The organism is Nocardioides sp. Z43_10 (genome assembly GCF_059766615.1).
In genome coordinates this window covers 191,966-203,259 of sequence record NZ_JCBAJY010000003.1, presented here as the reverse complement: position 1 = coordinate 203,259, position 11,294 = coordinate 191,966, and the positions used below count along the sequence as shown (strand labels likewise).

The 11,294-nt window shown below is 73.3% G+C and carries 10 protein-coding genes; 4 read left to right on the top strand and 6 right to left on the bottom strand.

Annotation, left to right across the window (positions count from 1 at the left end):
* Positions 1-34: 34 nt before the first annotated feature.
* Positions 35-1,441: a MoxR family ATPase gene (locus AC6EI4_RS07170; RefSeq protein WP_498451041.1), complete on the top strand. Its 1,407-nt coding sequence runs from the start codon at positions 35-37 to the stop codon at positions 1,439-1,441.
* On the top strand, positions 1,441-3,504 hold the full coding sequence (locus tag AC6EI4_RS07165; protein ID WP_498451040.1) for a vWA domain-containing protein: 2,064 nt from the start codon (positions 1,441-1,443) through the stop codon (positions 3,502-3,504). The genes AC6EI4_RS07170 and AC6EI4_RS07165 overlap by 1 nt, the downstream gene beginning before the upstream one ends.
* A 19-nt stretch (positions 3,505-3,523) precedes the next feature.
* Here the strand turns inward: AC6EI4_RS07165 and AC6EI4_RS07160 are convergent, their stop codons facing one another.
* The 6 genes from AC6EI4_RS07160 to msrA all read right to left on the bottom strand — a co-directional run bounded on the left by AC6EI4_RS07160 (position 3,524) and on the right by msrA (position 8,600).
* Positions 3,524-3,952, bottom strand: coding sequence for a nuclear transport factor 2 family protein (locus AC6EI4_RS07160; RefSeq protein ID WP_498451039.1), 429 nt, complete (start codon positions 3,950-3,952; stop codon positions 3,524-3,526).
* A 17-nt stretch (positions 3,953-3,969) separates the two neighbouring features.
* Positions 3,970-4,902, bottom strand: a complete 933-nt coding sequence (locus tag AC6EI4_RS07155) for a DinB family protein (protein WP_498451038.1) — start codon at positions 4,900-4,902, stop codon at positions 3,970-3,972.
* A 36-nt stretch (positions 4,903-4,938) separates the two neighbouring features.
* Positions 4,939-5,577, bottom strand: coding sequence for a CPCC family cysteine-rich protein (locus tag AC6EI4_RS07150; RefSeq protein ID WP_498421317.1), 639 nt, complete (start codon positions 5,575-5,577; stop codon positions 4,939-4,941).
* A 142-nt stretch (positions 5,578-5,719) separates the two neighbouring features.
* Positions 5,720-7,186 carry an HNH endonuclease signature motif containing protein gene (locus AC6EI4_RS07145; protein WP_498451037.1) on the bottom strand — a complete coding sequence of 489 codons (1,467 nt, stop codon included), beginning with the start codon at positions 7,184-7,186 and terminating at the stop codon, positions 5,720-5,722.
* 150 nt (positions 7,187-7,336) lie between these two features.
* Positions 7,337-7,861 (bottom strand): dihydrofolate reductase family protein, encoded by a 525-nt coding sequence (locus AC6EI4_RS07140; RefSeq protein ID WP_498451036.1) that lies wholly within the window; start codon positions 7,859-7,861, stop codon positions 7,337-7,339.
* A 94-nt stretch (positions 7,862-7,955) separates the two neighbouring features.
* Positions 7,956-8,600, bottom strand: a complete 645-nt coding sequence (gene msrA / locus AC6EI4_RS07135) for a peptide-methionine (S)-S-oxide reductase MsrA (protein ID WP_498421323.1) — start codon at positions 8,598-8,600, stop codon at positions 7,956-7,958.
* A 130-nt stretch (positions 8,601-8,730) separates the two neighbouring features.
* On the opposite strand from msrA, the gene AC6EI4_RS07130 reads away from it, so the two are divergent.
* Both AC6EI4_RS07130 and AC6EI4_RS07125 read left to right on the top strand, forming a co-directional pair.
* Complete coding sequence (locus AC6EI4_RS07130; RefSeq protein WP_498451035.1) at positions 8,731-9,894, top strand: cystathionine gamma-synthase; 1,164 nt, start codon at positions 8,731-8,733, stop codon at positions 9,892-9,894.
* Positions 9,881-11,293 carry a glutamate mutase L gene (locus AC6EI4_RS07125; RefSeq protein WP_498421326.1) on the top strand — a complete coding sequence of 471 codons (1,413 nt, stop codon included), beginning with the start codon at positions 9,881-9,883 and terminating at the stop codon, positions 11,291-11,293. The genes AC6EI4_RS07130 and AC6EI4_RS07125 overlap by 14 nt, the downstream gene beginning before the upstream one ends.
* The last annotated feature ends 1 nt before the right edge of the window (position 11,294 follow it).

The following is an 11,294-nucleotide window of genomic DNA, read 5'->3' as shown; positions in this document are numbered from 1 at the left end:
ACCGCGCCCTTGAGTGCCGGACTAGCGTGGGCGAGTGACTCACGCCACCCTCTCCGCCGCCCCCTCCGTCTCGACGCTGGGCGAGCTGCGCGCCTCGGGCCACGAGCTGCGCAGCCTGCGCGCCGAGATCCGGGAGAACCTGCTCGCCGCGCTCGCGGAGGGCCGCGACCCCTGGCCGGGCCTGCACGGGTTCGAGTCCACGGTGATCCCGCAGCTCGAGCGAGCGCTGATCGCCGGGCACGACGTCGTCCTGCTCGGTGAGCGGGGGCAGGGCAAGACCCGCCTGCTGCGCACCTTGGCGACGCTGCTCGACGAGTGGACGCCGGTGATCGCCGGCTCCGAGCTCGGCGAGCACCCCTACGACCCGGTCACCCCCGCCTCGGCACGTCGCGTGGCAGAGCTCGGCGACGCCCTGCCGGTCGCCTGGCGCCATCGCAGCGAGCGCTACGCCGAGAAGCTGGCGACGCCGGACACCTCGGTGGCCGACCTGATCGGCGACGTGGACCCGATGAAGGTCGCCGAGGGGCGCTCGCTGGGCGACCCGGAGACCATCCACTTCGGGCTGATCCCGCGCAGCCACCGCGGCATCGTGGCCATCAACGAGCTCCCGGACCTCGCCGAGCGGATCCAGGTCGCGATGCTCAACGTGATGGAGGAGCGCGACATCCAGATCCGCGGCTACGTGCTGCGCCTGAACCTCGACGTGCTCGTCGTGGCCAGCGCGAACCCCGAGGACTACACCAACCGCGGCCGGATCATCACCCCGCTCAAGGACCGCTTCGGCGCCGAGATCCGCACGCACTACCCCAGCCAGCTCGCCGACGAGGTCGCGGTGATCCGCCAGGAGTCGCGGATGGTCGGCCACGTCCCCGACCATCTGGTGGAGATCCTGGCCCGGTTCACCCGCTCGCTGCGCGAGTCCTCCGCCGTCGACCAGCGCTCGGGGGTCTCCGCGCGCTTCGCGATCGCCGGCGCCGAGACCGTCGCCGCCTCCGCGCTGCACCGCGCGACCGTGCAGGGCGAGCCGAGCGCCGTCGCCCGGGTCGTCGACCTCGAGGCCGCGGTCGACGTGCTGGGCGGCAAGGTGGAGTTCGAGACCGGTGAGGAGGGCCGCGAGCAGCAGGTCCTCGAGCATCTGCTGCGCCTGGCCACCGCGGAGACGGTGCGCCACCACCTGCGCGGCATCGACTTCGCCCTGCTGGTGGACGCCCTCGAGGCGGGCGCCTCGGTCACCACCGGGGAGCAGGTCAGCGCCCGCGACTTCCTCACCGGCCTGCCGGCGCTGGGGGAGTCCGACCTGTACGACCAGGTCACCGAGCGGCTCGGCGCCCGCGACGACGGCGAGTGCGCCAGCGCCATCGAGCTGGCCCTGGAGGGGCTCTTCCTGGCCCGCAAGGTCGGCAAGGAGTCCACCGAGACCGGCGAGACGACGTACGGCTGATGACCGGCGAGGGCAGGTCTGGCAGGCGCGGAGCCGAGCGGCATCGCGCCCGCTACGGCAGGTACGGCGGCGGGCCGGACCCGCTGGCGCCGCCGGTGGACCTCGCCGACGCTCTCGACGCGATCGGCGAGGACGTGATGGCCGGGTACTCGCCCGAGCGCGCGATGCGGGAGTACCTGCGCCGCGGCAGCGAGAGCCAGCGGGGCCTGGACGACCTGGCGGCCCGGGTCGCGCAGAAGCGCCGTGAGCTGCTCGCCCGCAACAACCTCGACGGCACCCTGCAGGAGGTGCGCGAGCTGCTGGACCGCGCGGTGCTCGAGGAGCGCAAGCAGCTGGCCCGCGACCTCGACGACGACGCCCGCTTCGCGGAGATGCGGATCGCCAACCTGCCGCCCTCGACGGCCGCGGCGGTCAACGAGCTCGGCGACTATCAGTGGCGCAGCCCTGCGGCGCGCGCCGACTTCGAGCAGATCAAGGACCTGCTCGGCCGCGAGCTGCTCGACCAGCGCTTCGCCGGCATGAAGCAGGCGCTGGAGAGCGCCACCGACGAGGACCGCGCCGCGATCAACGAGATGCTCGCCGACCTCAACGACCTGCTCGCCGCACACGCGCGCGGCGAGGACACCGGCGAGCAGTTCGAGGAGTTCATGGACCGGCACGGGGACTTCTTCCCCGAGCAGCCGCGCGACATCGACGAGCTCCTCGACGCGCTCGCCGCCCGGGCCGCGGCCGCGGCCCGGATGCGCAACTCGATGACTCCCGAGCAGCGCGCCGAGCTCGACGCGCTCGCCACCCAGGCGTTCGGATCGCCGGAGCTGATGGAGCAGCTCTCCGCGCTGGACGCCAGCCTGCAGGCGCTGCGCCCCGGTGAGGACTGGTCGGGCTCGGAGCAGTTCGAGGGCGAGCAGGGGCTTGGGCTCGGCGACGGCACCGGTGCGCTGCAGGACCTGGCCGACCTCGACGACCTCGCCGAGCAGCTCGCCCAGTCCTACTCCGGGGCGCGGATGGACGACGTCGACCTCGACAAGCTCGCCCGCCAGCTGGGTGACGACGCGGCCGTCGACGCCCGGACCCTGGCCGAGCTGGAGAGGGCGCTGCGCGACTCCGGCTACCTCAAGCGCGGCACCGACGGCCAGCTGCGGCTCTCGCCCAAGGCGATGCGCCAGCTCGGCAAGGCGCTGCTGCGCGACGTGGCGCAGCGGATGTCGGGGCGCCAGGGCAACCGCGACCTGCGCCGGGCCGGCGCGGCGGGGGAGCGCAGCGGCGCGACCCGGGAGTGGGAGTTCGGCGACACCGAGCCCTGGGACGTGACCCGCTCGGTGCTCAACGCGGTGGCGCGGGCGGCGGGGGAGGGCCGGCCGACCGCGCCGGTGCGCCTGGAGATCGGTGACGTCGAGGTGATGGAGACCGAGGCACGCACCCAGGCCGCGGTCGCGCTGCTGGTCGACACGTCGTTCTCGATGGCGATGGACGGGCGGTGGGTGCCGATGAAGCGCACGGCGCTGGCACTGCACACGCTGATCCGCAGCCGCTTCCGCGGCGACCACCTCCAGCTGATCGGCTTCGGCCGGCACGCCGAGGTGATGGACATCGAGGAGCTCACCGCGCTCGACGCGATGTGGGACAAGGGCACGAACCTGCACCACGCCCTGCTGCTCGCCAACCGGCACTTCCGCAAGCACCCGAACGCCCAGCCGGTGCTGCTGGTGGTCACCGACGGCGAGCCGACCGCCCACCTGGAGGCCGACGGGGAGGTGTGGTTCTCCTACCCGCCGCACCCGCTCACCGTCGCCCACAGCGTGCGCGAGCTCGACGCCGCCGGGAGGCTGGGGGCGCAGACGACGTTCTTCCGGCTCGGCACCGACCCGGGGCTGGCCCGCTTCGTGGAGCAGATGGCGCGCCGCGTCGACGGCCGGGTGGTCGCTCCCGAGCTCGACGACCTGGGCGCCGCCGTGGTGGGCAGCTACCTCGGCTCGCGCCGGGGAACCGGGTCGGGCTTCGGGGCGGGTGGCGGGTTCCCGGACATGTTCGGCGGGAGGGGCTTCTGGGTGGACGACGCCTGAGAGCCGGCTCAGGTCGGGCTCAAGCCAGGCGCTGGAGCTCCTCGCCCATCTTGGCGACGACGGCGTGCAGCGCCTTGAGGGGCCGGATCATCACCGTGAACTCCTGGATCCGCCCGTCGGCGTCCCAGGTGATCCGGTCGATGCCGTGCACCTCGAGGCCGTCGACGGTGGCGGAGAACTCCAGGATGGCGTCGCTCTCGCGCACCCACTGGTCGTCGTAGCCGAAGCCCTCGCCGAGCACGGTCATCGCCGCCGCGAGGTACGCCGCGACGAGCGCGCGGCCCTCCTGGGGGCGGTGCACCGCCGGGGAGCGGAAGACGGCGTCCTCGGCGATCATCGCCGGGAGCAGCGAGGCGTCGTGCGAGGAGATGGCCTCGTGCCAGCGCCGGAGCCCGAGGGCGGCGGCGGTGTCGGGGGCGGTCTCGCGGGCGGGGGCGGTCTCAGACATGGGACGACGGTAGCGGGCTACTCGCCGACCCGGCCGTCGATCCGCTCGCGCAGCAGGTCGGCGTGGCCGTTGTGGCGGGCGTACTCCTCGATCATGTGGACCAGCACCTCGCGTACCGAGATCGGCCCGTCCTCGGTGCTGCCGGTGCTGGAGAGGTCGGCGGTGTCGTGGACGTACTGGTCGGTGAACGCGCACTCGGAGCGCCACGCGGCCCAGGCCTCCTCGACCGCGGCGGGGTCGGCCACCGCGCCGTCGAAGGCGGGAGCATGGCTGTCGGGGGTGCGGAAGTGGAAGTCGACCTCCTGGCCCGCCAGCCGGCGGCGGAACCAGGAGAGCTCGACGTCGGCGAGGTGACGGACCAGCCCCAGCAGCGACAGCGAGGACGGCTCGACCGCGCGGCGGGCCAGCTGCGCGGCGTTCAGGCCGGCGCACTTCATCTCCAGGGTGAGGCGCTGGGAGCGCAGGTACGACGTCAGCGTGGTGCGCTCGTCGCCCAGCGACGGCCCGCCCTCGCGTGGGTCGTCCTGGGGGTCCACCCACATCTCGGGGCGCAGCCGCGGGGTCTCGGGGATGCGGGAGACGAGCTCGACGAGGTTGCCGTCGGGGTCGCGGACCAGCGCGGTGCGGTTGTCGTTGCCGGTGGGGGCAGGCTCCCGGACCACCGCGACACCGGCCGCCGCGAGGGTCGCGACCGTGGCGTCCACGTCCCGGGTCCACAGCACGACGGCCATCGCGGGCGCGCCGGGCTGGCTCTCCACCCCGTGCACCCGACGGGCGGCCTCCACGGTGCCGAGCCCGAGGGTGAACCCGCCGGCAGCCAGCTCGACGTGCTCGGGGGTGTCGGTGGCGGGCGTGCGGAACGTCTCGGGCAGGCCGAGCAGGTCGCGGTAGAAGGCGAGCGCGGCGTCGATGTCGCGGGTGTAGAGGTTGACCAGGCCGGAGGTGATCATGGCCGGAACCCTAGCCGCCGGGTCCGACGCTGGGCCCTACCCGACGACGCGGAAGGTGCCCGACCGCACCTCGTGCCAGCTGCGTCGCCACGTGCCGCCGCGGGCGTGACGCAGCAGCCAGCGGGCGGTGCGCAGAGGGTGGTGGCGGTAGTAGGAGGGGTTCTTCAGCATCCGGGCCGTCAGCTCCAGGTAGGCCTCGGGCAGGAGGACGTCGTGCTCGTGGCCCAGGTCGAGCATCCTGGCCCTGATCTCGTCGTAGGACAGAGCGGGCGCCTCCTCGCGCAGGGACTGCATCGCCGCGTTGTAGCCCTGGAACGGTCCCTCGGGATCCGCGGCGATCTGCTGGGCCGCCAACTCGCGTTCCCGCTCCCAGATGCGCTGCTCCTCCTGCGTGTGGCGCTCGATGCGCTCGAGCAGCTCGGCGGTCACCTCGATCGGTCGCCAGTCGGACTGGCGCGCCTCGCTGGGCCTGGGCCGGCGTACCTTGCCCGGGCGGAGCCGGTAGGGCCGCCGCTCGGCCAGGTACTCCTGCTGCGCCTCGACCAGCGTCTGTGCGTTCGGGCCGCTGATCTCCCACGGCTGCGCGCCGTCGTCCTCCCACCAGCACACCGGACACAGCTCGTAGTCGTGACGCGACGGGAGCGTCCGGTAGCCGCAGCAGGGGCAGGGGTGCATCCGGGGAGTCTCTGGCAGGGCGGGCTCACCGGCAAGCGAGAAGCGGTGTGGCGTGCTCCACCGCGCGGTAGGACGCCGGTGTGGCGCGGACGTGCCACTGGCCCCGCCGGGTGGTGCCTGGGCAGGGTGCGGGGCGGGGCAGCTACTGGTCGGGTGGGGGCAGGTCCGACTCGACCGGAGTGGCGTGCGGATTCGCACGTCGTCGATCCCGGGAGACGTCGAGGGTGCCGGTGTGATCGCGCAGGTACTGGTAGCCCTGGGGACTGGTCCACAGGTAGCTGCCCTTGTCGAGGGCGGTGTAGCTCCAGGGGCTGTGGGTCTTGTGGCGATGGTGTCGTCGGCAGAGCGGGGCGAGGTTGCATGAGCACGTGGTGCCGCCGGTGGCGTGCTCGCGGATGTGGTCGCAGTCGGCGCGATGGCCGTCGGGGGTGAGTCGTCTGGCGGGGCGGGTGCACCAGGGGAAGACGCAGGTGTGCTCGATGAGTGCGAGGCGTTCGACGAGCCGGTCGGGGGTCTCGTAGGCGTTGACGTGGACGTGGTCCTCGAGGTCGATGACCGGCTTCACGATCACCTGGGCATCGGGGGTGGCGCACCAGTCGCGGACCTGGTCAACCGAGACGAAGGAGGCGGTGTTCTCCACGCGAGCCAGGTGAACGCCGGTGTCGTCGAGGCCTCGGGCGCGTAGCGCGTCGTGGGAGAGGTGGACGTAGAGCACGACCTGACGCGGTCGTCGGGCCTTGCCGGTGTCGCCGTGTGCGGCAGTGTGCGGTTGATCGGAAGCACCTGGTGCGTCGGATCCACCGCACTGATCGGTGTCCGCGCCGTCGGTGGCCTCAGTCGATGTCGCGACGCCCAGGTCGAGGGCAAGCTGGCGTCGCGCGAGCTCCCCGGCGGCCTTCGCCCGCCGCACGCTGAGCGGGTCGACCGAGCCCAGCGCCTGCTGCTGCGCCGCACCCTCGGCGACGGCGGCGTCAAGGTCGAGCGCGTCGGCGAGGTCGAGCTCCCCGCGCACGGTCATGGTGCCGTCGTAGGAGACCTGATCGGTGTCGATGTCGAAGCACCGCCCATCCGCAGCCGCGCGGCGCCGCTGCTCGGCCTCCTCGGGCTGGAACCGCACCCGCGCCTCCTCGACCAACCGGTCCAGGGCGGCGAGGCCGATCTTGTGCGCCACCGCGGCGACGTGGGTGTCCACGAACCCCGCCCCGGCCGGGACCAGGCTCATCGTCGCGTCCGCGATGCGTCGGGCCTTCCACGCCACAAGATCCCCAGCCAGCACCCGCTTCCAGACCTTCGGGAGCCGGTGGCGCAGCTCCAGGGCCTGCCCCACATACCGGCGCCCGGCGTCGGTGGACATGCCGATCGCGAGGGCGAACTCGGTGACCGCGAACTCCGCGACCAGTGGTGCTCCTTGTCCGGCGACGGGGATGCCGTGGTCGCCGTACGGGCCGTGGATGACCGCGGCCGCCTCCAGAGAATCCACCGGGTGCATCGCCGCCCAGTCCACCGCCAGCTGCAGCTGACGTGCCTCGGCCGCATCCGCCGTACCCCGCGAGACCCGCGCGGCAGCCAGCACCGCACGAGCGGTGTCGGGTGCCGCGGTCCGGGTCATGGATCCACTCAAGCAGGGAGCACCGACAGTCCTGCCCCCAGAAACCGCCCCGACACGCGCACTGTGGAGAACTCATCCGATCTGTTCCGAGAGGGTCGCCAGCGCTCGCTCACTCCACCACCGGCAGCGAGAGGCCGGGAGACCGCGCGGTCAGCCGCGGCGGCCGTAGCTCAGGAAGAGGCACCCGGTCTCCGAGCGGTCGACGCCGGCGAGCTCGAGACGGCGCACCTCGGTGGCGTCGGTGAGCAGGCGTCGTCCGGTGCCGGCGAGAGTGGGGATCACGACCAGCTCCAGGCGGTCGACGAGGTCAGCTGCGAGCAGGGCGCGCCCGAGCTCGATGCTGCCGTGGACGCCGATGTCAGCCCCCGGCCCCTGGGCGAGCCTCCGGAGATAGGGGACCGGGCCCTTGTCGGCCACGAGCGCTCCTGCCCACGGTGTGGTGAGCGGCGTCGAGGTGAACACGTGCTTGGGCCGGCCGTTGATGAAGTCGGCGAAGGGCTGGACGTCGGACCCGGGCCAGTACCCGGCCCAGTAGTCGTACGTCCCCCGTCCGAGGACGACGTCGCTCTGAGTCTCGATCACCCGGGCGAGGTTGCCGAAGACGCCGTCGTCCGCCTCGAACATCCAGTTCCCGGGCTCTTCCGCGACCCCGTCCAAGGACAGCAGGGAGTACACGACGACATCTCGCACAGCGGCTCTCCGATCCTGGTGGATCAGTTCTGACTGCGCTCGACTCGCCATCTCATCGCCACGACCGCGCGCGAAGCACTCACCCCTTCGGGAACGGCACACCCGTCGCGGAGTGGCAGCGGTAGCCGTTCGGCACCTTGAACAGGTACTGCTGGTGCGCGTCCTCGGCGTAGTAGTACGTCGGGGCGGGGGCGACCTCGGTGGTGATCTCGCCGTAGCCGCGGTCGGTCAGGGCGGGCTGGTAGGCCTTGATCATCTCCTCGGCGACCCGGCGCTGCTCGTCGGTGGTGTAGTAGATCGCCGAGCGGTACTGGGTGCCCAGGTCGTTGCCCTGCCGCATCCCCTGGGTCGGGTCGTGGACCTCGAAGAACGCGCGCACCAGCGCGGCGTACGAGACCTTCGCCGGGTCGTAGACGACGCGGACGGCCTCGGTGTGGCCGGTACGGCCCGAGCAGACCTCCTCGTACGACGGGTTCGGCGTGATGCCGCCCGCGTAGCCGGCGGAGGTGGACCACACGCCCGGCATCTGCCAGAAGATCTCCTCGGCGCCCCAGAAGCAGCCGAGACCGAAGATCGCCACCTCGAGGCCCTCGGGCACCTCGTCGGTGACCAGGGGAGCGTCGAGCACCAGGTGCCGCTCGGCCAGCGGGAACCAGCGCTCGGGGCGACCGGGCAGGGCCTCGTCGGCACTCGGCAGCGTGGACTTGTTGCGGTTCAGGAACACGTGTACTCCCATGGGCTCTGGCCGCCCGCAGGCGGGCCGGCTTCGGCGGCGGTCTCCGGGTGCAACAGCGGGGAGCCCGCAAACGTTCCCCGGATCGTCGGTGTCCGCGCCCCCCACTACAGTCGGCCAGATGAGCGAGCAGGAGCACCAGTCCAAGTCCGGCTTCGAGACGCGTGCGATCCACGCCGGCTACGAGCCCGACCCGATGACCGGGGCGGTCATCCCGCCCATCTACGCCACCAGCACCTACAAGCAGGACGGCGTCGGCGGGATGCGCGGCGGCTACGAGTACAGCCGCTCGGCCAACCCCACCCGCACCGCCCTCGAGGGCAACATCGCGGCCCTGGAGGAAGGGGAGCGCGGCTTCGCGTTCGCCTCCGGCCTGGCCGCCGAGGACACCCTCATCCGGGCGCTGTGCCGCCCCGGTGACCACGTGGTCATCCCCGACGACGCCTACGGCGGCACGTTCCGGCTCTTCGACAAGGTCGAGCAGGTCTGGGGGCTCGGCTACGACGCCGCGCCGGTCTCCGACGTCGACGCCGTGCGCGCCGCGATCCGCCCGGGCCAGACCAAGCTGGTCTGGGTGGAGACGCCCACCAACCCGCTGCTCAACATCGGCGACATCGAGGCGCTCGCCGCGGTCGCCCACGACGCCGGCGCGCTGCTGGTGGTGGACAACACCTTCGCCTCGCCGTACCTGCAGCAGCCGCTGACGCTGGGCGCCGACGTGGTCGTGCACTCCACCACCAAGTACTGCGGCGGCCACTCCGACGTCGTCGGCGGCGCGCTGGTGGTGCGCGCCCTCGAGGTGGCCGAGAAGGTCGCCTTCCACCAGAACTCGATGGGCGCCGTGGCGGGCCCGTTCGACTCCTGGCTGGTGCTGCGCGGGCTCAAGACGCTGGCCGTGCGGATGGACCGGCACTGCGACAACGCCGAGCGCATCGTGGAGTTCCTCACCGCGCACCCCAAGGTCGCCCAGGTGATCTACCCCGGCCTCGAGGAGCACCCCGGGCACGCCGTCGCGGCCAAGCAGATGAAGCGCTTCGGCGGCATGGTGTCGTTCCGGGTGACCGGCGGCGAGCAGCACGCCCTGGACGTGTGCGAGCGCGCCGAGGTGTTCACGCTCGGGGAGTCGCTGGGCGGGGTGGAGTCGCTGATCGAGCACCCGGGCCGGATGACCCACGCCAGCGTCGCCGGCACCGACCTCGAGGTGCCCGCCGACCTGGTCCGGATCAGCGTCGGGATCGAGACCGTCGAGGACCTCCTGGGCGACCTCGACCGTGCCCTCGGCTGAGCCCGGCGCCGGGCAGGTCGTCGTCTGCGTCGACTTCGGCTCCACCTTCACCAAGGCCGTCCTGGTCGACCTGACCCAGGCCCGCGTCGTGGCCGCTGCCACGCACCCGACCACGCTGAGCACCGACGTCCTGGACGGGTACGACGCGTGCCTGGCCGCGCTGGCCGAGCAGGACCCGCGCGCCGCCGCGGCCGAGGCGCTCGCCTGCTCCTCGGCCGGCGGCGGCCTGCGGATCGCCGTGGTCGGCAACGAGGAGCTGGTCACCGCCGAGGCCGGCCGCCGGGTGGCGCTGTCCAGCGGCGGCGTGGTGGTGGCGGTGCTGGCCGCCGGGCGCGGCGACGACCTCTCGGGCGGCGTCGCCGAGAGTCGCCCCGACGTGGTGCTGCTCACCGGCGGCACCGACGGCGGCAACGCCGAGCCGTTGCTGGCCAGCGCGCGCCGGCTCGTCGACGGCGGCTGGCGCGGCCCGGTGGTCGTCGCCGGCAACGTCGCGGCCCGGGCCGAGGTGGCCGCGATCCTGGGCGCGGCGGGCACGCCGTACGTGCTGGCCGACAACGTGGTCCCGCGCATCGGCGTGCTGGCGCCGGACTCCGCGCGGTCCGCGGTGCGCGAGGTGTTCCTGGCCCACGTGATCGGCGGCAAGCACCTCAGCGCCCGCGCCGACTTCGTGGCGATGGTGCGCGGGGCCACCCCCGACGTGGTGCTGAGCGGTGTCGAGCTGCTCGCCCGCGGGATCGGCGACGTCGTGGTGGTCGACGTCGGCGGCGCCACCACCGACGTCCACTCCGTGGTCGAGGTCGACCCCGACACCGGACTCGTCGAGGCGGGCACCGCCGGGGTGGGCCTGGCCCGCGAGGTGGTCGCCAGCACCCCGCTCACCCGCAGCGTCGAGGGCGACCTCGGGATGCGCTGGTCGGCGGTCTCCACGGTCGCGGCGGCCCTCGCCGAGGGGCTGATGGCGCCCGGCGAGCTGGAGGCGGCCGCGGCGGCGCGGCGCGCCGATCCGGCGATGGTGCCCGCCGACCCGGCGAGCGCCGACGAGGACGAGGCGATCGCGCGCGCCGCCGTCCAGCTGGCGATGCGCCGCCACGCCGGCCGCTCGCGGGTGGTGCTCGGCGACGACGGGCGGGTGGTGGAGCGCACCGGCAGGGACCTGCGCGACGTCGCACTGCTGATCGGGTCCGGCGGCGTGCTGCGCCACGGGCGCCCCGGGGTCGCGGAACGCGTGCTCGCCGCGAGCACCGGAGCCGACGTCCCCGGCGGGTGGCAGCTGCCCCGGGCACCAAGGGTGCTCCTCGACTCCACCAGCGTGCTGGCCGCGGCGGGGCTGCTGGCGCACCGCTGGCCCGAGGTGGCCTACCGGCTCGCCCGCCGCCTGGCGCACGGAGACGATGGGTAGC

Excerpts from the sequence above, each read along its gene's own strand:
- AC6EI4_RS07165 (WP_498451040.1), top strand. The coding sequence starts at position 1,441 with ATGACCGGCGAGGGCAGGTCTGGCAGGCGCGGAGCCGAGCGGCATCGC.
- AC6EI4_RS07160 (WP_498451039.1), bottom strand. The coding sequence starts at position 3,952 with ATGTCTGAGACCGCCCCCGCCCGCGAGACCGCCCCCGACACCGCCGCC.
- AC6EI4_RS07155 (WP_498451038.1), bottom strand. The coding sequence starts at position 4,902 with ATGATCACCTCCGGCCTGGTCAACCTCTACACCCGCGACATCGACGCC.
- AC6EI4_RS07150 (WP_498421317.1), bottom strand. The coding sequence starts at position 5,577 with ATGCACCCCTGCCCCTGCTGCGGCTACCGGACGCTCCCGTCGCGTCAC.
- AC6EI4_RS07145 (WP_498451037.1), bottom strand. The coding sequence starts at position 7,186 with ATGACCCGGACCGCGGCACCCGACACCGCTCGTGCGGTGCTGGCTGCC.
- AC6EI4_RS07130 (WP_498451035.1), top strand. The coding sequence starts at position 8,731 with ATGAGCGAGCAGGAGCACCAGTCCAAGTCCGGCTTCGAGACGCGTGCG.